The sequence below is a fragment of the Shewanella indica genome, from assembly GCF_033842865.1.
In the GTDB taxonomy this organism is placed as follows: Bacteria; Pseudomonadota; Gammaproteobacteria; order Enterobacterales; family Shewanellaceae; genus Shewanella; species Shewanella indica.
In genome coordinates this window covers 1612223-1633295 of the sequence record NZ_JAWXXR010000001.1, presented here as the reverse complement: position 1 = coordinate 1633295, position 21073 = coordinate 1612223, and the positions used below count along the sequence as shown (strand labels likewise).

Below are 21073 nucleotides of genomic sequence, written 5' to 3'. Positions count from 1 at the left end.
GTTGCCTGTGCGACTGCCCTCAACTCTTGCGATCTGCTTGTTTCTGGGTGCCTGTCAGGCAGGGAACGATGGCGAAATCGATGCCATTGCGGATAAAAACCGCGCGGTTAAACCTTTGTTGCCCTGTGGCAGTGGGGCACCTGTGGTAAATCGGGCTAAAATTAAAGCCAGTCTAATCGAGCGCAACATCATCACTCAGCAAATGAGTGAACAAGAGGCCGAAGCTAAGGTCTCTGAGTATATTCAGCAGCGCAATCAGAAGTTTGAAAACTGTATCAAGGAGCCAAAGTCATGAGTTTGAAGTCGGTATTGGCCCTGGGGGCTGCTTGTCTCTTTGGTATATCCAATGCTCTGGCCGCCACGGCTCCGGCGGATCCCGGAGTGATCAACAAAGAGCAGATCCTCTACTGGCTGGAGAAACGCGGTGAACTCGATGCCGAGGCCTCAGAAGAGGAGCGGCAACAAGCGCTGGCAGCCTACATCGCCAAATCTACCGGAGCGGGCAGCAAGGCCGCACAAGTGCTTAAGGCCAGAGAACAACAACTGCTGCAACAGGCGCGAAGCAACAGCCTGCGTCAAAGCAAGTTAATGCGGGCACAGTCGCGGGTAGCCGATACCGATGTGACCAAGCGGGTCAAGGTGTTGGCCGTGCTGGTGGATTTTCCCGATTTGCCCTATAACAACAATCGCCTGAGTCCCGGCGATACCGAAATGTATTACGCCAACTACTCGGTAGCCCATTACCGTGGTTTGTTGTTTTCCGAGGCAGGTTTCCCAGGACCTCAGGGGCAAACTCTGCCCTCTGCCTATCAATATTATCAAGCGGTTTCCGGCCAGAGCTTTTTCTTCAGCGGCGATGTGAAAGGCTGGTTTAGAGCCAGCCAAAATGCCGCCTACTATGGTGCCAACGACCCAAATAACAACAATGACGACACTGCCGCCACTGAATTGGTGGAAGAAGCGGTCGCGGCTGCAGTAGCCAGCATGAGCGCCGCTGAGTTGGCGCAGTATGATATTGAAGATCCTTATGATATCGACGCTGACGGCAACCTGGATGAAGCCGATGGGATTTTGGATCATGTGATGATCTTCCATTCCAGCATAGGCGAAGAGGCCGGTGGCGGTATGCTCGGCGATGATGCCATCTGGTCACACAGATTCTTTGTGCCCTCGGCGCCCGGTCAATATGGTCAGGCTATTCCCGGCAGTAATATGCGTCTGTTCGGTTACACCATTCAGCCGCTGGATGCCGGAACAGGTGTTTGTACCCATGAATTTGGTCACGATCTCGGTTTACCGGATGAGTATGACACCAGTGCCGAAGCCAGCGATGGCTCGCCTGTAGGTCTCTGGTCTCTGATGTCCGGCGGCAGCTGGGCAGGTTCCCCAAGAGGCTCCCAGCCAAGTGGTTTCAGCCCCTACGCCCGCTCATTTCTACAGGACAGGTACAAGGGCCGCTGGGTCAACGAACAAACCCTGGATTATCAAGCACTGGATAGCAACGGCACTCAAGTGTCGCTTGAGCATGCCAATAGCAATGGCGTAAACCAGCTGGCCATCAAGCTGCCGTCCGACTCCATCGCCTTTACTCAGGCCTATCAGGGGCAATACCAGTACTATTCGAATCAGGGCGATCAGCTCAACAACGCCATGTCGTTCGAGCTGCAACTGCCCATGAGTACCAAGCTAACACTGAAGATGAAGGCCCATTGGCAGATAGAGCAGGACTATGACTATGTGCAACTGCTGGTGGATGGGGTGCCATTGGCTGGAAGCCATACCAAGAGCAGTAACAGTATCAACAATGCCGCCAATATTATCAGTGGTGACTCGGCGGCCTTATCCGGTGGTGAAGGGGAACAGGGCTGGCAAGAATTGAATTTCGACCTTAGCGCATACGCCGGAATGAGCAAGCAGATAAGCCTGGTATATCGTACCGATGAAGCGGTCGGTGGCTATGGCTTTGCCGTCGATGACTTACGTCTCGAGAGTGATGGCAAGCTTATCTACAGCGATAATGCCGAAACAGCTCTCAAGACTGTGGTACTTTCCGGTTTTGTCCGCACCGACGATACCCGCCCGGGAGCGACACGGCGTTACCTGCTGCAACTGCGTAACTATCAGGGTGTTGATAGCGGACTGCAACAAGATAGCTATGAACCGGGACTCTTGGTGTGGTATGAAAACTTAGCCTACAGCGACAACAAGGTGGCTGAACATCCGGGATACGGCCTCATTGGGGTGGTGGATGCGGATCAAAACCTGATCGGCAACCGTGATACCGATGTGCAGGTTCGTGATGCCAGCTTCAGTATTTATCCACAGTCGGCGTTTTTCGGTGACCCCCATCTTGGCAACAATAGCCTGTTTGATGACAGCGACGACTACAGCGCGCCGCTTAAGCCTCAGGCCGGTCTGGTGTTGCCCCAGCTGGGTCTTATGGTGCAGCTTTTGACCCAGGAGCAAGACAGCAGCCAGGCGCTACTGTTGGTGAGTAAACGCAGCGACAGCAGCGGCACAGAACTCAGTGCCAGCATTTCAGCGCAGCAGGAGGGAGGCAATGTCAGTTTCAGCGCTAATCTCAGTGGCGGTACTGCGCCTTACACCTACCTGTGGGATTTTGGGGTCGGCGGCGCCAGCAGTACCCAAGCGACGCCTCAATACAGTTACAGTGAGTCCGGCAACTACACAGTCACACTGACTGTGACAGACGCCAATAATCGGCAAACCGTGACCAGCTTGCAGCTGACGGTTAGCATTCCTCTGTCGGCACTGTTCGATATCAGTGGTACAGGTTTAACCGTGCAGTTCAATAACCTCAGTCGCGGTGGCAACGGTGAACTCAGTTATCAGTGGCACTTCGGTGACGGCCAGAGCAGCACTATCGCTTCTCCCTCACATACCTACAGTGCGGCAGGCAGTTACAGTGTGCGCCTGGTTGTGACCGACTCACAGAATAATCAGAGCAGCAATAGTCGCACTCTGGTGGTCTCCAATCCGGTCGTGCCCAATACAACTGAAAGCAGTTCCGGCGGCGGTGGCGGTAGCCTCGGCGGCCTGAGCCTATTGGGGCTGGCGCTGATCGCCTGGCGGCGCAGGCACTGACAGAAATAAGGGACGCTCAAGCGTCCCTTGTGTTTTTGGTCGTTCAATAGAGGGATTACAAGCCCTTGCTCAAGGCGTAAGTTGGCCTTGATTGATGGCGGCAACCGCCGCCGGCAGGAAGATTTCACCAACAATCAGTTGCTGCTCCTGAAAGTGAAAATAACGTCTTCTGCCCCATATTGCCTCTGTGGTGGATTGCGACAGTGAATCTGCGAGGGAAGCGACCCGTGAATGGTTATCGAAACTGGCGACTTCTATGGCACCGGGTTCAAAGCCGATATCACCGAATAACAGCTCTCCCAGGGGGCGGGTACCCAATTTGCCCAGTCGCTGCTGTTGCTCCAGCAGCTTTGCCGGGATCAGGGTGCGGCCAAAGACCCAGGGAGTGCCATCCAGGCAGAGTAACACCTCTCTGATCCAGATGGCTTTGTGCTCCTTACCCTGCCATTCCTGAGCGGCGGTGGACAGCATGGCTTCACCGAGCAGTTTGACTTCAAAGTGGTTGCAGCAGCTCTTGAGTCTCTTGGTGAGACTACCGGTCGCCAGCAGCCAATCGTGCAATGGCGCTGCGGGAAGTTGTTGTGATTGCTCTGGCGAAAACCACTGAATTGATTCACCATAAGGAAAGCTTAAACTGGTCACACTCATCGGATACCCGGTACAATATTACAACTCGGGAGTCTATCACGCTTGCCCACAAGCAGATAGATCGCAAGGGGCGTCTGCACAAGTTACGGGAGCTTGATACTCAATATGAAACGCGTTTTGACACTGTTGTTTTTTATGCTGGCCGGCATGTTGCAGCCTGTGATGGCGGCCGATGAAAAGCCCGCCGAAGACACCTATGCCTACTATGGCTTTGAACCTGAAATAGTGACCAACTATATCTCCAATCGTAAGAAGCTGGGGTTTGTGCGCATCAGTGTTGAACTGATGGTGAAAGACCCTCAGGACTTGGTAGCCTTGCAACACCATGATCCCCTGCTGCGGGCCGCGATAGTGGAGATTCTCGGTAACCAACCCGAGGACAGGGTCAAGTCGCTTACCGGCAGGGAAGAGATCCGTCGCGAATGTTACGACACAGTCAATCGTTTGCTGGAACAGGAAACCGGTCGGGCGCTGGTAGTGAATCTGCTGTTTACCAAATACCTGTATGACTGAGGTAAAAAAGCGTCGGCTCAACACCTCGAAAGGCAAGGCCAGGACCGAGGTAAAGAAAAAGGTTAATAAAACGCCGCCAAAGACGACGGCCGGCAAAACCTCGGTTAAAACGGGCGGGAAAGCCAAAGACAAGGGCTTGCACCCGCGCAACCTGCACCGCCAGGGCTATGACTTTGCCGCCCTGGCAGCCAGTTACCCAGCGCTCGCGCCTCATCTTATCACCACAGATTATGGCCAGGTTTCGATTCCCTTTGCCGAGCCTCAAGCTGTTTTGGCCCTTAATGCCGCCTTATTGCAGCACCATTACCATATCCAGGGTTGGCAATTGCCCGAGGGCTATCTGTGCCCCCCCATTCCCGGGCGAGTGGACTATTTGCACCATATCGCCGATCTGCTGGCAGAAGGCAGTAAAATCCCCCAAGGCCGGCGTATTCGCGGCCTGGATATAGGCACAGGAGCCAATGGCATCTACCCCTTGCTGGGCTCAAGTGTCTACGGCTGGCAGTTTGTCGGCGCCGATATCAACCCTGTGGCGCTGGATAATGTCGCCGGCGTATTACTGCACAATCCCAAGCTGGCCAGCGCCATAGAACTGCGGTTGCAGCCCAAGCCAGAGCAGATATTTCATGGTCTTTTGCAGAGCAGGGAGTGTTTTGATTTCAGCCTCTGTAACCCTCCTTTTCATGCTTCGGCCGCCGATGCCCGCAGTGGCAGCGAACGCAAACAGCGCAATCTGGCGGCAAGTCGCGGCGAGCAACATCAGAGTCAGGAGCCCAAACTCAACTTCGGCGGTTGTCAGGCCGAGCTTTGGTGCGATGGTGGCGAGTTGGGCTTCTTGCTGCGTATGATTCACGAAAGCCGTGAATATGGTGGACAAGTGCTGTGGTATTCTTCTTTGGTGTCCAAGGGTGACAACCTCAACCCCTGCCAGCAGGCGTTAAAGCAACTTGGCGCCAAAGAGGTCAAGATATTGGAGATGCAACAGGGCAATAAACAAACCCGGGTGTTGGCCTGGAGTTTCTTCGATGCTGCCGCCAGATGTCAGTGGTGGAAGTTCAAGGCTTGAGGCCCACCAACGGCAGGCCTCAAATTGGATTGAGAAATCGAGCTACTCCGGACTCCACAGTAACCGGCCGCAATCGGTGAGATCGTAACCACCGAGTAGAGCAGCCATCTGCCGGGTGTGGCTGCCGCCGAGCATCTTGAACAGCTGCTGCAACTGGCGGCGGAAGTAGATCCCTTGCGGCATAACAAAGTCGAAAGACTCAGTCACCAAGGGCACAAAGCTCAGGCCACTCTCCATGGCGACAGCCTGACAACCGAAGCCTATATCGGCATCCCCCCGGGCGATATAACCGGCTAACTCCCGCTCACTGAAGGCGGTGAGTACTGAGTTGAGCTGCTCAAGCTTGGCACCCTGTTTCAACAGCCAATGTTCCAGATGTTGCTGGCTGCCGGCACCGCCCTGGCGGGTGACCCAGCGCCAGGAGAGTTGCAACACCTTGCTCTCTTCCTGACACCTGTGGTGCATATCCGGCCGCACTATCAACCCCTGCTGGCGGTTATAGCCGTGAACCATGATCCATTGCTGGTGGTTGGGATACCCCTTCAGCAGCGCCGTATGGCGGATATTACGCTCCTCCAAACTGCCCCAATGCAAGGTACAGACATCGGCGTAGCCCTTGGACAAGAGCTCCAGCCCCAGGCGGGAACCTGTAGCGCTGTAGCTAATAAGTTCTCGACTGCCAACCTGAGCCATCAGCCTGGCCACCTGCATCGATAACAAGGGGTCATCACTGCCGGTGATCAGCAAACGATCGGTCAACATACCACTGTGGCAGGAATCCATGATCCAACGGTCGATTAGTATCTTTGGAAACAGCCACTTACCTGTGATTTTGGTCGCCGGCAGCATACGTTCGTTAGCCATGGCATAGACCTTCTTTTCATTGAGGTCCAGATACTCGGCCACCTGCTTGGCGCTCATATAGACAAGTTCACTGGGCTCCGTCATCACTTCTCCTTGGTATCTTGGGTATCAGCGTGGATTGCTGGCATCAAACTCAATATTATCGGCGCCATTGTACACCAGGAAATGGCGCCCTTTAGCGCGGGCGACCATAGTGATTCCCAGCTTCTGCGCCAATTCCAGACCCATCTGGGTAACACCACTGCGGGACAAAAGCACAGGGATCCCCATCTTGGCGACCTTGATAACCATTTCGGAAGTAAGTCGCCCCGTAGTGTAGAAAATCTTGTTGTCGCCCCTGTCTTGCTCCAGCCACATCTCACCGGCCAGAGTATCGACTGCGTTATGGCGACCAACATCTTCGACAAAGGACTTTATCTTATCCGCTTCACACAGACCACAGCCGTGAACAGCACCGGCATTCTTGTATGTCTGATTATATTCACTGATGTTTTTCAACAGTGAGTAAAGCATGCTCTGTTTCAGTTTTGGTTGCGGCAGGACTATATCGTCCAATCCTTCCATAAAGCCGCCGAAGACAGTGCCCTGGCCACAGCCTGTGGTGACTGTCTTGTCGGCCAGTTTGGCATCCAGATCCTCAGTCTGCTCCCGGGTGATCACGGCCGCGGAAGCCACATCCCAGTCAACAATCACAGATTCCAGTTGCGATACATCATTGATAAAGCCTTGATTCTTTAGGTAACCCAGTGCCAGGGCCTCGGCTCTTGCGCCCAGGGTCATCAGGGTGACTATTGGTCGCCAGTTGAGGTAAACCGTCAGCGGCCTTTCACAGGCAACAAACTTTTCCTGCAACTGACCATTCTCATCGACCGCAGTTACGGCAATGGTCAAAGGTACCTGGGTATTGGTCTTGATCAATTGGGGTTTGGCACTTGTCATTATCGAACCTTCACAGAGAGCATGGGCCACAGCATAGCAATATTTATACCGTCACAGGATTCAGGCTGCAAAATGCGTGATCCGCAGCAAGCGCCGGCGGCACTCAGGTCATGAATGTCCCAAACCAGATTGCATATTGGACAAAATGTCCTATTTTTAGCCTTAAATAGATGATCAAGTTCAAACTTATTTCTCAAATGGCAACTGGCACTAAAATTGCAAAGACTTAGAGATCTTACTTATGCCCGAAAATAATCCCATCGGGAGGGAGAGTCAGTATGCAACATTCCGAAAGCGTATGGCCCATGTACGTTTCACTGAAAAAAGTGGAGAAACAGGTCGGTCGTTGGACATCCATCAGCTGGGAGCTGGACCAAATCGTGCCCGCTACCCATGAGGCGCCGCCCGGAGCCAAGCTGGTCCTACTGGAGTTGTTTCGTGATGAGCGTGCCAGTTACCGCCTTAACCTGGATATGGACAATCCCATGCTTTACATCGTCTGTGACGAAGATGTAGAGGGCAACTGGATCCCGGCCGCCATCTCCGCCGACCAAAATGTCGCAGCCGGCTGTCTCGAAGGAGATACCCCAGTGCTGAACATGCCGATGCCGGAGGCAATCGCCTGCTGGATTGAAGCCTTCATAACCCGTCACGGTGAAGTGGAAATCACCGCCCACAGACGCAAACATGTTAACCGCCGCAAGGAATTGGCCGAAGACAACATTCGGAGGCACTGATGGCCGAAAAGAGTGGATTCCTGAGCCGCTGGGCGCTACGCAAGCAGCAAGTACAGGAAGGTGAACCCCCTGTCGATGAACCGCTGCAAGAAATTCCTCCTCAAGCGGAAGCCGTTGCAGAGGCAGAGCCGGAAACTCAGACCGCGCTCGACCCCCTTCCAGAAACCGAGACCCAGGAAGAGAAACTGCTGACCGCCGAAGACTTACCCGACCCCAGTGGTATCGAGGTTGGTGGCAGCTTCGCCAGTTTTATGGCCAAGAATGTCGACCCGGCAGTGAAGACCGCCGCGTTGCGCACCCTGTGGAAGCAACCTCACTTCAACGAAATCGACGGCTTGCTCGAGTACGCCCTCGATTACAGCAACCAGCCCAAGCTAAGCGCTGAAGCCTCGGCCGAATTGGCCAAGAAGGTGTTCCGTCACGTGCTGGAAAAAGAGGAACCGGAAGAGGCTGAAGAAGCCCTGGCCGAAGCAGAGACTTCAGCAACCGAGGCAGAGGCCGAAACCCCGCAGTTAGCCGAACAATCTGCGCCACAGTCACCAACGGACAATTTGGACGGAGATGTGACTGCAGAGGCCCAAAATGCCACAGATGCAGAAGCCGAAACTCATAAGCCGGTTGTTTGACGTCAGTTTAACAGCCTTTAATGCCCATAAATTTGGTATGTGAATTGCTGTATTCAGGCTATAGCAAGCTGTAAATCAATAATAAAAGCAGCAAGATAAAGAATACGGCCATCGCCATAAACTGTTCAGGAACGCAAAGTGAACAATAGTGTGAGCAATAACCCCGCCCAGCAAGCGCTGCGGCAGGTGCGTCGTGAGGTCAGCCAGCAGACTCAGATTCTGCAAAACCTGATCCCGCCGACCGTAAGTTACACCACAGAAGGGAATGTCCTTGTGATAGGCCCTGAGGATCTGGCCCGGCTGGCGGCAGATAAACTGTCTGCCATGGCCGGCAGAGTGATCTTGGCCAACGAGCCGATCACCAGCCAGGAAGAGGCCCATCTCGAAGCCGTAATGGCTGCCGCCGAAGATGTCGAGAGCTACTACAACAAGCTGATTGGTATCAAAGGCTTCCTCGGTCAATTCCAGGTGAGTGTCGAACATGACAATGGCACCGCCGAGCTCAGTGTGGTTGCGCTGCGCAAGCCGCATTTTGACCTTATCCTCGACCTGAGCCGCGAGCCGCAAATTCAGTTGGAAATGCTGCCACCCGGCTATTTCTATGTGGGTCAGGATCCGCAGAAATTAGCCGAAGCCTTGCAGGAATTGCCCCAGATGATCGGCCAGTTTGACAAGCCGCGCTATGTCAAGGTCAACGCCGATCTCTGTGCCCACAATCGCAACGGCAATAATGGTTGTAACCGCTGCCTCAACTTCTGTCCGGCCGATGCTATCAAGAGCGTGGCCAAGCAGATTGAGATAGACCCCTATCTGTGCCACGGCGCCGGCAGCTGTACCAATGCCTGTCCAACCGGGGCCATTGCCTACGACCAGCCAACCCCTCAGGCGCTGCATTCATACCTGAATAAGTTGATTTCCCGCTTCCGCGAACAGGCACAAACCGCGCCTGTAGTGCTGTTCCACGACATGGGACAGGGCGGCGCCTTGATCAATGACGAGTTGCCGGGCGAGGTTCTACCTGTGGCACTGGAAGAAGTCACTGTGGCCAGCATGGATCACTGGATGGCTTCTCTGGCTTGGGGAGCGCGCCAGGTGTTGATCCTCAACACCAGCGCTACGGCCCCTACCCTGACCCAGATGCTCAAGGGCGAACTGGGATTGGCCAATGCCATTTTGGATGAGATGGGACAGCCTCAAAGGATTCGGGTTATCGACGAAGCCGAGCTTGCCAATCTCTGGCCTATACTGGATGTAAGTCTGGACTGGCCCGTGATAGTACCTGCTGTGCTCTCTGAGGGTAACAAGCGCACCCAGCTGTACGCTGCTATCGACCATCTCAATGAGCAAGCAGCCAATGTTGATACTCAACTGACCATGGGCAATATCCCCTATGGCCTGGTGAATATCAATGCCGACAAGTGCACCTTGTGTATGTCCTGTGTCGCGACCTGCCCTACCCAGGCGCTGACCGACGGTGGCGACACTCCGGCACTGTATTTTGTCGAGCAGGATTGTGTGCAGTGTGGCCTATGTGAGGCTGCCTGCCCGGAGAAGGTGATCAGCCTGACTCCTCAGGTCAATCTGGATAAGGCTGCACGGCAGCAGCGCCGGATCCTGAAAGAAGAAGCTCCGTTCGAATGTATTCGTTGTGGAGCGCCGTTCGCGACCCAGTCTATGGTGCACCGGATGCTGGATATGGTCGGAAGCCACAGCGCTTTCAGCGCCAACATAGAGCGCTTAAAGATGTGTGGTGATTGCCGGGTGAAGGATATGTTTGAAGACATACTCCAGGATCCGGAAAAGCAACTGAGATAAGAGATCCGCTATGACCGAAACAGTAAGAGAAGTATCAGAAAACGATCAGCTTAGAGCAGATATCTATCAGCTGCTGGCGGCGCTGTTAAGGCGCCACCCCAGCCCGGAATTGCTGAGTTTTCTTGGCGACCTCGAAGTCGACGCCAATGACGACAGTGAGATGACCAAGGCCTGGTTGGCGCTCAAGTTGGCGGCCGTACAATTCGACAGTAACCAGCTGGAAGATGAGTATTTCAACATCTTCCTCGGCGTAGGCTCAGGGGAAATCCTGCCCTACGGTAGCTGGTTTATGACAGGTTCGCTGATGGACAAGCCCTTGGCTCTGCTGCGTCAGGACCTGATGCAACTGGGCTTCGAACGCGAAGAAAATGTCAAGGAACCGGAAGATCATGTCGCCGCTCTGTGCGAGGTAATGGGCATACTGCTGCTGGAAGCTCCGGCCCACCAGCAACTGGCCTTCTACCGCCGCCATATCGGCAGCTGGATCATACGTTTCTTCGATACCTTGTCCCGTTGTCCCTCCGCCGCGTTTTACGCCGTGGTGGCACAACTCGGCCGGGCCTTCTTTGAAACCGAAATCAATGAGTTTGAACAGCTGGTGCTGAGCACGCCTGTGGTGGAAACCCCGGCGGTACAGATCCAGCCCAAGGCCAGTGAGCTGGCCTAAGAATTTGCCCGTGGCAACACGGGCTAAAGCATGCGGGGGAGTTTCCCCCGTCTACCTTCAACACGAGGAGACACTATGAAGAAGCAAGCTTCCGACATGGGTCGTCGTCAACTGCTCAAGGCATTGGCGATCGGCAGTGCGGCAGGCGCGGTTGCGACTGTCAGTGGTCAAGCCTTGGCGGCTAAGCCTGAAGCACCAGAAGTGCCAAAGGGTGAGGGCTACCGTGAGACTGACCATGTGCGCAATTATTACGCCTCACTGCGTAACAAATAACGATAAGGAGAGTATGTGATGCGATTAACCCGCAAAACAGACCAGGCCGCGGTGGCTGCAAAGCCCGCTCTGGGTCTGAATCGTCGTCAGTTCCTTAAGTCTGCCGGTTTGGCTACCGGTGGGATTGCCGCAGCATCTATGCTGGGCGCAGGAATGATGCGTAAAGCCGAAGCCAAAGATGTTCCTCATGATGCCCCTACCGAAGTGAAGCGTACTATCTGCTCTCACTGCTCAGTGGGTTGCGGCATTTACGCCGAAGTTCAAAACGGTGTTTGGACCGGGCAGGAGCCTGCCGTGGACCATCCATTCAACCGCGGTGGTCACTGTGCCAAGGGCGCGTCACTGCGTGAGCACGGCCATGGTGAGAAACGTCTCAAGTATCCAATGAAACTTGAAGGCGGCAAGTGGAAGCGTCTCAGCTGGGAGCAGGCTATCAACGAAGTCGGCGACAAGATGCTGAAGATCCGCGAAGAATCCGGCCCTGACTCTGTATACTTCATGGGTAGTGCCAAGTTCTCCAACGAACAGTCTTACCTGTATCGCAAACTCGCAGCCATGTGGGGCACCAACAACGTCGACCACTCGGCGCGTATTTGTCACTCTACCACTGTAGCCGGTGTGGCCAACACCTGGGGCTATGGTGCGCAAACCAACTCCTTCAACGATATGCACAATGCCAAGTGCATGCTGTTTATCGGCTCCAACCCCAGTGAAGCTCACCCAGTGGCGATGCAACACATTCTGGTAGGTAAAGAGCGCGGTGCCAAAGTCATAGTGGTTGATCCACGTTTCACCCGTACTGCAGCCAAGTCTGACGAGTACGTGCATATCCGTCCCGGTACCGACATTCCTTTCATCTACGGTCTGCTGTGGCATATCTTCGAAAACGGCTGGGAAGATCAGAGCTTTATCGATCAGCGTGTTTACGGCATGGAACGTATCCGCGAAGAGGTGAAGAAGTACAACCCTGCCGAGGTTGAGCATGTTGCCGGTGTCGGTGAAGCTCAGATGCGCCGCGTCGCCAAGATGATGGCCGAACACAAGCCCGGCACTATCGTTTGGTGTATGGGTGGTACTCAGCACCACGTGGGGAACGCCAATACCCGTGCTTACTGTATCCTGCAGTTGGCCCTGGGTAACATGGGTGTTTCCGGTGGCGGCACCAACATCTTCCGTGGTCACGACAACGTACAGGGTGCTACTGACTTTGGTCTGCTGTTCGATAACCTGCCTGGTTACTATGGTCTGACTACCGGCGCCTGGGCGCACTGGTGCAATGTGTGGGATCTGGATCCTGCCTGGGTCAACAGCCGTTTCGACCAAGGTGAGTATCTGGGCCAGAAGCCACAGACTTCAGCCGGTATTCCTTGTTCCCGCTGGCACGACGGTGTGCTGGAAGACAAGAACAAGATTGCCCAGAAAGACAATATCCGTCTGGCCTTCTTCTGGGGTCAGTCTGTCAACACCGAAACCCGTGGCCGCGAGGTGCGTGAAGCACTGAACAAGATGGACACTGTGGTCGTCGTTGACCCATTCCCAACCATGGCCGGTGTTATGCACCAGCGTAAAGATGGCGTTTACCTGCTGCCTGCCGCGACTCAGTTTGAAACCTATGGTTCTGTGTCAGCTTCCAACCGTTCACTGCAGTGGCGTTCTCAGGTCATCGACCCTCTGTTCGAATCGCTGCCTGACCATGTGATCATGTACAAGCTGGCCAAGAAGTGGGGCGTTGAGAAAGAGTTCTGTAAGCACATCAAGGTCAACGGTGAAGAGCCGCTGGTTGAAGATGTCACCCGCGAGTTCAACCGCGGTATGTGGACCATAGGTTACACAGGTCAGAGCCCTGAGCGTCTGAAGATGCACCAGGAAAACTGGGGTACCTTCGACTTCGATACCCTCGAAGCACCCGGCGGCCCAGCCAAGGGTGAAACTTATGGTCTGCCATGGCCATGTTGGGGCACACCTGAGATGAAGCATCCAGGTACTCAAATCCTCTATCGTACTGACCGTGAAGTCCGCAACGGCGGTGGTAACTTCCGTGCCCGTTACGGTGTTGAGCACAATGGCAACAACATACTTGCCGAAGGTTCCTTCTCCAAAGGCAGTGAGATTCAGGACGGTTACCCTGAGTTCACCGACAAGATGCTCAAGCAGCTGGGTTGGTGGGATGACTTGACCGAAGAAGAGAAGAAACACGCCGAAGGCAAAAACTGGAAAACCGATATTTCCGGTGGCATTCAGCGTGTGGCCATAGCTCACGGTTGTATCCCTTATGGTAACGCCAAGGCCCGTTGTATCGTATGGAACTTCCCGGACGACATTCCGTTGCACCGTGAACCTCTGTACACGCCTCGTCGAGACCTGGTCGCCAAGTACCCCACCTACGAAGACCGTATGGTGGCGCGTCTGCCGACCCTGTACAAGTCAATTCAGGACAAGGACTTCTCCAAAGACTTCCCGCTGGCACTGACCTCTGGTCGTCTGGTGGAATATGAAGGCGGTGGTGAAGAAACCCGTTCCAACCCTTGGTTGGCCGAGTTGCAGCAAGAGATGTTTATCGAAATCAGCCCAGGAGATGCTGCCGACCGCGGTCTACGCGATGGCGACGATGTTTGGGTACACAGCCCTGAAGGCGCCAAGATCAAGGTTAAGGCCATGGTAACACCAAGGGTGATCAACGGTGAATGTTTCATGCCGTACCACTTCGCCGGTATCTTCGAAGGCGAGAGCCTGGTGAAGAACTATCCGGAAGGTACAGTACCTTACGTTCAAGGTGAATCGGCTAACACGGTTCTGACTTACGGCTATGATGTGGTGACACAGATGCAGGAAACCAAATCCAGCCTGTGTCAGATCACCAAAGCCTAACCGTACTTGATGAGGAGATAAGCCATTATGGCAGTCATGAAATTCTTATGTGACACCAAGCGCTGCATCGAGTGTAACGGTTGCGTCACAGCCTGTAAAAACGAAAACGACTCCGCGCTCGAGTGGGGTATCCAGCGTCGCCGCGTGGTAACCATCAATGATGGTCAGCCCGGTGAAGCGTCCATTTCAGTTGCCTGTATGCATTGTACCGACGCGCCTTGTATGGCGGTTTGTCCTGCAGACTGCTTCTACCGCACTGACGATGGCATAGTGCTGCACAACAAAGATACCTGTATCGGTTGTGGCTACTGCTTCTATGCCTGTCCTTTCGGGGCGCCTCAGTTCCCGAAAAAGACCGCCTTCGGCAGTCGCGGCAAGATGGATAAATGTACATTCTGTGCCGGTGGCCCAGAGGAAAACTTCTCTGAAGCCGAGCGCAAGAAGTACGGTGCCAACCGTATCGCCGAAGGTAAGCTGCCTATGTGTGCCGAGCTTTGCTCCACCAAGGCGCTGCTGGCCGGTGACGCGGAAGTGGTATCCAATATCTATCGTGAGCGGATGGCCGCCCGGGGTAACCCTGATGTAATTTGGGGCTACAATCCCAAGACCGGTGAGATCAACTGAGACAGAGCGAGGGTGGGCTAAGGCCCACCCTGACGAGGAGTGACTATGTTAATCAAATCACTGCGCAGTCTGTTCGCTCTGCTGGTATTGGTTGCCGGGCTGGGGTTTGCTTCCACAGCCATGGCCGCCGATGAACAGTCGAGCCAGCAACAGGCGCAAACCAGTGAGGCCGATCTTTGGCGCGCGGTAAAATCCGGTGAATCCGGCTATACCACAGCCAAAGGTGTTGAAACCGGCGTGCTGATCAACGTGGCCGGCAATCAGGGCAAGGAGTTGCGCAATCAGTACCTGACACCCGTTATGGCGATAGCCGTAGTCGGCGTGTTTGGGGCGTTCGTGCTCTTTTACCTGGTGAATGGCCCATCCAAGCTGCATCACGGCTTTTCCGGTAAGTTGGTGTTCCGCTGGAGTAAGGCTGACCTGATCATCCACTGGGTAGTGGCGATCAGTTGTCTTATCCTGATCTTCACCGGGCTCAACATCATGTTGGGCAAGCATGTACTGCAACCCTATGTCAGTGGCGATATTTGGGCGGCACTGATCTATGGCTCCAAGACGATCCACGATTGGGTCGGGCCACTGTTTATCGTCTCTTGGGCGGTATTGGTGGTGAAATGGATGCCGGATCAGCTGTTCAAGAGCTATGACCTCAAGTGGTTCATGCTGGTGGGAGGCTACATCAACTTCGGCCCCTTCAAGGGTAAGCACCCGGATTCGGGTTTTGCCAACGCCGGTGAGAAGATGTGGTTCTGGACCCTGGCCATTTTCGGCCTGTTTATCAGCATTTCCGGCATCATGATGGTGTTGCCTAACCTGGATTTGCCCCGCGAAGCCTCAATGGCGGCGCTGTTGGTGCATGGTATCAGTGCAATTCTGATCATCGCCTTCACCATAGTGCATATCTGGATGGCGACCGTACTATCTGAAGGTGGTATGGAGTGCATGAAGTCAGGTTATTGTGATGAAAACTGGGCGATGCAGCACCACAATGTCTGGTACGACGAAATCAAGGCCAACGGTACGCTCAAATATCGCGAAAATTGAGTCCCCTGAGCTGATTTAAGACTGCAAACACCCCGGCCTGCCGGGGTGTTTTTTTATGATCCGTTTTTTAACATCATTTACTTCAGAATCCACACTCTCCTGATACTTTCGCTATTTTCCTTTTATTGAAAGTTTGAAGCAGTTAACGCTTTAAACAGCCGCTCCCATGGGGCTTACATTCAAACTGTCCCAGATCAAAACCCATACTCTTGCAAAGCCTTATATTGCCCATGCTTAAAGAAGGACTCCATTCATATATAACGGATTTTTTACCTTTTTTGTACATAAGCGCAGCTTGAGTTGTTAATAGGCTGGAGTGCACAAAAAAGTGTCGAGTCACCCGCAGCGCGGGGGAAAATTATCAGGAGCGAAAATGAAAGACCAGAAGCCAGATCTGAACCGCAGATCCCTGCTGAAGGCTATCACCATAGGCAGTGCCGCGGGTGCCGCGATTGCTGCAACAGGGGTGAATGCCGCTCAGGCCAGTGAGCCTGTTGAAGCGAAGTCCGCGACAAAGGGCTATCACGAAACAGCGCATATCCGCAGCTATTACAACAGCCTGCGTAGCTAATCCAGGAGATCTCAAGCGATGAAGTTAACTCGCACATCCAATGTCGCCCCTAAGGCCGACAAACCCAAACTGGGGATCAGCCGTCGTCAGTTTATGAAAAATGCCGGTATTACTGCCGGTGGTATCGCTGCCGCCTCTATGCTGGGTACCGGCATGATACGTCGCGCCGAAGCCAAAGATGTACCTCATGATGCGCCTATAGAAGTAAAACGCACCATTTGTAGTGCCTGTGCCGTAGGTTGCGGTCTGTATGCCGAAGTACAAAACGGTGTTTGGACTGGTCAGGAGCCTGCCTTCGATCACCCATTCAACGCCGGTGGTCACTGTGCCAAAGGTGCTGCACTGCGCGAGCACGGTCATGGTGAGAAACGTCTCAAGTACCCAATGAAGCTTGAAGGCGGTAAGTGGAAGCGTATCAGCTGGGATCAGGCCATCAACGAAGTTGGTGACAAGATGCTGAAGATCCGCCAGGAATCAGGCCCTGATTCTGTTTACTTTATGGGTAGTGCCAAGTTCTCCAACGAAGGCTGCTACATGTATCGTAAGCTGGCTGCCATGTGGGGTACCAACAACGTCGACCACTCAGCCCGTATTTGTCACTCTACCACTGTAGCCGGTGTGGCCAACACCTGGGGCTATGGTGCGCAAACCAACTCTTTCAACGACATTCAGAATGCCCGCGCCATCTTCTTCATTGGTGCCAACCCTGCTGAAGCACACCCTGTTTCCATGCAGCACATTCTGATCGCCAAAGAGAAGAACAATGCCAAGTTGATCGTGGTTGATCCACGCTTCTCCCGCACCGCAGCTCATGCCGACCTGCATTGCTCTATCCGTCCGGGTACCGACATTCCATTTATCTACGGTATGTTGTGGCATATCTTCGAAAACGGCTGGGAAGACAAGACCTTCATCAAAGAACGTGTGTTCGAGATGGAAACCATCCGTGCAGAAGCCAAGAAGTTCCCACCTAAAGAAGTGGCCAACATCACTGGCTGTAGCGAAGAGTACCTGTACCAAGCCGCCAAGATGATGGCCGATAACCGTCCAGGCACTGTGGTTTGGTGTATGGGTGGTACCCAGCACCACGTAGGTAATGCCAACACCCGTGCTTACTGTATCCTGCAGCTGGCTCTGGGTAACATGGGTGTTTCCGGTGGTGGTACCAACATCTTCCGTGGTCACGATAACGTACAGGGCGCTACCGACCTGGGTCTGCTGTTCGATAACCTGCCTGGTTACTACGGCCTGACCACTGCGGCATGGCAACACTGGACCCACGTATGGGATCTGGATATGGAGTGGATGAAGAGCCGCTTCGACCAGGGGACTTACCTGGGCCGCGAACCTATGACGACTCCGGGTATTCCTTGCTCCCGTTGGCACGACGGTGTGCTGGAAGACAAGCAAAAGCTGGCACAGAAAGACAACGTACGCCTGGCCTTCTTCTGGGGTCAGTCAGTCAACACTGAAACCCGTCAGCGCGACGTGCGTGATGCACTGGACAAGATGGATACAGTCGTTGTTGTTGACCCATTCCCAACTATGGCCGGTGTTATGCACCGTCGTAAGGATGGCGTCTACCTGCTGCCTGCCGCGACTCAGTTTGAGACCCGTGGTTCCATCTCCAACTCAGGCCGTTCTATCCAATGGCGTGAACAGGTTATCGAGCCGTTGTTTGAGTCCAAGACAGATATTGAAATCATGTATCGTCTGGCGCAGAAACTGGGCTTTGCCGAGCAGTACACCAAGCGCATCAAGAAAGAGAATGGTCTGCCTCTGATCGAAGACATCACCCGCGAAATCAACCGCGGTATGTGGACTATCGGTATGTCCGGCCAGAGCCCTGAGCGTATTAAAGCTCACACCATGAACTGGGGCACTTTCTCCAACAAGACTCTGGAAGCCGAAGGTGGCCCATGCAAGGGCGAAACCTATGGTCTGCCTTGGCCATGTTGGGGTACACCTGAGATGAAGCACCCAGGTACCCAGATCCTCTATAACACAAGCAAGCACGTCAAAGACGGCGGCGGTAACTTCCGCGCCCGTTACGGTGTGGAATATCAAGGCAAGAACCTGCTGGCCGAAGGCTCCTTCTCCAAAGGTGCTGAAATCCAGGACGGCTATCCTGAATTCTCCGACAAGCTGCTCAAGCAATTGGGCTGGTGGGACGAGCTGACTGCCGAAGAGAAAGCCGAAGCCGAAGGCAAGAACTGGAAGACCGACCTTTCCGGCGGTATTGTCCGGGTTGCCGTCAAGCACGGTTGTATCCCATACGGTAACGCCAAGGCCCGTTGTATTGTGTGGACCTTCCCTGATCAGGTGCCAGTACACCGCGAGCCGCTGTACACAGCCCGTCGCGATCTGGTAGCCAAGTATCCAACTTATGACGACATGCAAGTACATCGTCTACCGACTCTGTACAAGTCTATCCAGGAGAAAGATGTCAGTGGCAAGTACCCACTGGTACTGACTTCCGGTCGTCTGGTGGAATACGAGGGTGGTGGTGAAGAATCACGTGCCAACCCATGGCTGGCAGAGCTACAGCAGGAGATGTTCGTTGAGATCAACCCTGGTGACGCTGCCGACCGCGGTATCCGTGACGGTGAGAAGGTATGGCTGGAAGGCGCCGAAGGCGGCCGAATTCTGGTTCAGGCCATGGTGACCCCAAGGGTTAAACCTGGTGTGACCTGGATGCCTTACCACTTTGCCGGGATCATGCACGGCGAGAGCCTGGAGCCCAACTATCCGGAAGGCACAGTGCCTTACGTATTGGGCGAATCCTGTAACACTGCGCTGACCTATGGTTATGACCCAGTGACTCAGATGCAGGAAACCAAGGCGTCGCTTTGTCAGATCGTCAAAGCATAAGTGCAGCTTAAGCGAGGAGAATTGCCACTATGGCTACAATGAAATTTCTGTGTGATACCAAGCGCTGCATTGAATGTAATGGCTGTGTCACCGCTTGTAAAAACGAAAACGACTCCGCTCTCGAGTGGGGTATCCAACGTCGCCGCGTGGTGACCATCAAGGATGGTCAGCCCGGCGAGGCCTCTATCTCTGTGGCTTGTATGCATTGCAGCGACGCGCCTTGTATGGCCGTATGTCCTGCCAACTGCTTCTACCGCACCGAAGACGGCATAGTGCTGCACAACAAAGATACCTGTATCGGTTGTGGTTACTGTCTCTATGCCTGTCCATTCGGAGCACCTCAGTTCCCGAAATCAGGTGCTTTCGGCTCCCGCGGCAAGATGGACAAGTGTACCTTCTGTGCCGGTGGTCCTGAAGAAAACCATTCGGACGCTGAGCGTCAGAAATACGGTGCCAACCGTATTGCGGAAGGCAAGTTGCCTATGTGCGCCGAACTCTGTGCAACCAAGGCCCTGCTGGCCGGTGATGCGGAAGTGGTTTCCGGCATCTACCGTGAGCGTGTGGCTTATCGCGGTGCCGAAAACGGCGCCTGGAAGTAACAGACGGCACGAATATCCGGCCCGGCTTAGCTGGGCCGGTGAGAGAGGTTAATATGAACAAATGGTTCAAACACATAGGCTTGGCTATTGCGCTCATGTTCAGCGCCGTATGCTTCGCCAATGGTGCCGATGCACCTGTGGAACCACAAGCGAGCGATGCCCAGATCTGGGCTCAGCTCAAAGATGGAGCAACGGGTTATACAACATCCGACAGTCAGTTCCACAACCAGCCGATCAACACCTATGATCTGCGGGTATTGGAACTTCGCAGCGACTGGCTGGCACCGGGGTTGATGCTGGCATTGTTCGGTATGATCATCATCTTTGCCCTATTTATCATGGTTAATGGTATTTCCAAACTGCACCATGGTTTCTCCGGCAAAATGGTGCATCGCTGGTCCAAGTTTGATGTGAGCATTCACTGGCTGGGGGCGATTCCCTGCTTACTGCTGATCCTCACCGGCTTGGTGCTGCTGGCAGGGCGTTTCTTCTTCCAGCCGTATCTGGGTGAAGGCTTCTGGGCATCAATGGTCAATGGCGCCAAGCAAGTGCACGACGTGATGGCGATTCCCTTCATGTTCGGTTGGGCGCTGATGACGCTGTTGTGGGCCAAGAACCAGTTGCCCAAGATGTATGACGTCAAGTGGTTCATGGTAGTGGGCGGTTACATCAACTTCGGGCCTTTCAAGGGCAAACACCCTGATGCCGGCTTTGCCAACGCCGGTGAGAAGATGTGGTTCTGGGCCTTTGCTTTCTTTGGGCTGATCATCTCTGCTTCAGGCATGCTGCTGTTGTTCCCCAACCTGTTTGAACCCAGCCGTACCCTGAGCCTGATTGCTCTGGTATTGCACTCAATCAGTGCCATCATCATCTGTGCCTTCTCCATAGTGCATATCTTCATGGCGACTGTTATGTCTGAAGGTGGTATGGAGTGTATGATTTCCGGTTACTGTGATGAAAACTGGGCCACTCAACACCACAACCTGTGGTATGACGAGATCAAGGCCAACGGTACTCTGAAATACAGAGACTAAGGTCAGCACTCTGTCTACTGAAAAGCCGTGTCAATCGACACGGCTTTTTTATCAATAATGAAAAATATCAAGGTGATTTTTTTATATTCCGCACTTATTCCAACTAAAGAGAAATATAAAGCTACTTTGTTGGCTTAAATTCTTAATTAACTGTTTTTTAAGGTTAATTTATTTTAATCTAGCGCTTATTTTCCCATCGGCACACAGCG

At 53.8% G+C, this 21073-nt stretch carries 19 protein-coding genes; 16 read left to right on the top strand and 3 right to left on the bottom strand.

Annotated features, from left to right (window positions below):
- The first annotated feature begins 7 nt into the window (after positions 1-7).
- Positions 8-295 (top strand): hypothetical protein, encoded by a 288-nt coding sequence (locus SIL79_RS07585; RefSeq protein WP_039035137.1) that lies wholly within the window; start codon positions 8-10, stop codon positions 293-295.
- Entirely contained in the window at positions 292-3105 is a 2814-nt protein-coding gene (locus SIL79_RS07580) for an immune inhibitor A domain-containing protein (protein WP_319619107.1), read from the top strand. Before SIL79_RS07585 ends, SIL79_RS07580 begins: the two co-directional genes overlap by 4 nt.
- Before the next feature lie 69 nt (positions 3106-3174).
- On the opposite strand, the gene SIL79_RS07575 is transcribed toward SIL79_RS07580, so the two are convergent.
- Positions 3175-3753 carry a chorismate--pyruvate lyase family protein gene (locus SIL79_RS07575; RefSeq protein ID WP_039035139.1) on the bottom strand — a complete coding sequence of 193 codons (579 nt, stop codon included), beginning with the start codon at positions 3751-3753 and terminating at the stop codon, positions 3175-3177.
- Between the two features lie 105 nt (positions 3754-3858).
- On the opposite strand from SIL79_RS07575, the gene SIL79_RS07570 reads away from it, so the two are divergent.
- Together SIL79_RS07570 and rlmF are read left to right on the top strand one after the other, a co-directional pair.
- Positions 3859-4266, top strand: a complete 408-nt coding sequence (locus SIL79_RS07570) for a flagellar basal body-associated protein FliL (RefSeq protein ID WP_025010605.1) — start codon at positions 3859-3861, stop codon at positions 4264-4266.
- Positions 4259-5332 (top strand): 23S rRNA (adenine(1618)-N(6))-methyltransferase RlmF, encoded by a 1074-nt coding sequence (rlmF, locus tag SIL79_RS07565; RefSeq protein ID WP_234500984.1) that lies wholly within the window; start codon positions 4259-4261, stop codon positions 5330-5332. The genes SIL79_RS07570 and rlmF overlap by 8 nt, the downstream gene beginning before the upstream one ends.
- 42 nt (positions 5333-5374) lie before the next feature.
- Here rlmF and SIL79_RS07560 read toward each other — a convergent pair whose 3' ends face one another.
- Both SIL79_RS07560 and SIL79_RS07555 read right to left on the bottom strand, forming a co-directional pair.
- On the bottom strand, positions 5375-6280 hold the full coding sequence (locus SIL79_RS07560) for a helix-turn-helix transcriptional regulator (protein WP_039035141.1): 906 nt from the start codon (positions 6278-6280) through the stop codon (positions 5375-5377).
- A gap of 24 nt (positions 6281-6304) precedes the next feature.
- On the bottom strand, positions 6305-7135 hold the full coding sequence (locus SIL79_RS07555) for a formate dehydrogenase accessory sulfurtransferase FdhD (protein WP_039035142.1): 831 nt from the start codon (positions 7133-7135) through the stop codon (positions 6305-6307).
- 278 nt (positions 7136-7413) lie between these two features.
- On the opposite strand from SIL79_RS07555, the gene SIL79_RS07550 reads away from it, so the two are divergent.
- From SIL79_RS07550 to SIL79_RS07495, 12 genes are all read left to right on the top strand, one after another.
- Positions 7414-7872: a DUF3305 domain-containing protein gene (locus SIL79_RS07550; protein WP_025010609.1), complete on the top strand. Its 459-nt coding sequence runs from the start codon at positions 7414-7416 to the stop codon at positions 7870-7872.
- Complete coding sequence (locus tag SIL79_RS07545) at positions 7872-8498, top strand: DUF3306 domain-containing protein (protein WP_319619104.1); 627 nt, start codon at positions 7872-7874, stop codon at positions 8496-8498. The genes SIL79_RS07550 and SIL79_RS07545 overlap by 1 nt, the downstream gene beginning before the upstream one ends.
- Positions 8499-8648: 150 nt before the next feature.
- Entirely contained in the window at positions 8649-10313 is a 1665-nt protein-coding gene (locus SIL79_RS07540; RefSeq protein ID WP_071477118.1) for a 4Fe-4S binding protein, read from the top strand.
- Positions 10314-10323: 10 nt separating this feature from the next.
- The gene (locus tag SIL79_RS07535) at positions 10324-10980 is read left to right on the top strand and encodes a TorD/DmsD family molecular chaperone (RefSeq protein ID WP_039035144.1); all 657 of its coding nucleotides are present in this window, start codon (positions 10324-10326) and stop codon (positions 10978-10980) included.
- 75 nt (positions 10981-11055) lie between these two features.
- Positions 11056-11253: a twin-arginine translocation signal domain-containing protein gene (locus SIL79_RS07530; RefSeq protein ID WP_025010612.1), complete on the top strand. Its 198-nt coding sequence runs from the start codon at positions 11056-11058 to the stop codon at positions 11251-11253.
- A gap of 18 nt (positions 11254-11271) precedes the next feature.
- A complete protein-coding gene (locus SIL79_RS07525; RefSeq protein ID WP_071239163.1) occupies positions 11272-14121 on the top strand; it encodes a molybdopterin-dependent oxidoreductase in 2850 nt (949 codons plus the stop codon).
- Positions 14122-14148: 27 nt separating this feature from the next.
- Positions 14149-14745 carry a formate dehydrogenase FDH3 subunit beta gene (gene fdh3B, locus SIL79_RS07520; RefSeq protein ID WP_039035146.1) on the top strand — a complete coding sequence of 199 codons (597 nt, stop codon included), beginning with the start codon at positions 14149-14151 and terminating at the stop codon, positions 14743-14745.
- Positions 14746-14790: 45 nt separating this feature from the next.
- Positions 14791-15789, top strand: a complete 999-nt coding sequence (locus SIL79_RS07515; protein ID WP_039035147.1) for a formate dehydrogenase subunit gamma — start codon at positions 14791-14793, stop codon at positions 15787-15789.
- A gap of 373 nt (positions 15790-16162) precedes the next feature.
- Positions 16163-16360 (top strand): twin-arginine translocation signal domain-containing protein, encoded by a 198-nt coding sequence (locus SIL79_RS07510; RefSeq protein ID WP_039035148.1) that lies wholly within the window; start codon positions 16163-16165, stop codon positions 16358-16360.
- Between the two features lie 18 nt (positions 16361-16378).
- Complete coding sequence (locus tag SIL79_RS07505; protein ID WP_071239161.1) at positions 16379-19231, top strand: molybdopterin-dependent oxidoreductase; 2853 nt, start codon at positions 16379-16381, stop codon at positions 19229-19231.
- Between the two features lie 29 nt (positions 19232-19260).
- The gene (gene fdh3B, locus SIL79_RS07500; protein WP_025010615.1) at positions 19261-19830 is read left to right on the top strand and encodes a formate dehydrogenase FDH3 subunit beta; all 570 of its coding nucleotides are present in this window, start codon (positions 19261-19263) and stop codon (positions 19828-19830) included.
- A 53-nt stretch (positions 19831-19883) separates the two neighbouring features.
- Positions 19884-20864 (top strand): formate dehydrogenase subunit gamma, encoded by a 981-nt coding sequence (locus SIL79_RS07495; protein ID WP_039035150.1) that lies wholly within the window; start codon positions 19884-19886, stop codon positions 20862-20864.
- The last annotated feature ends 209 nt before the right edge of the window (positions 20865-21073 follow it).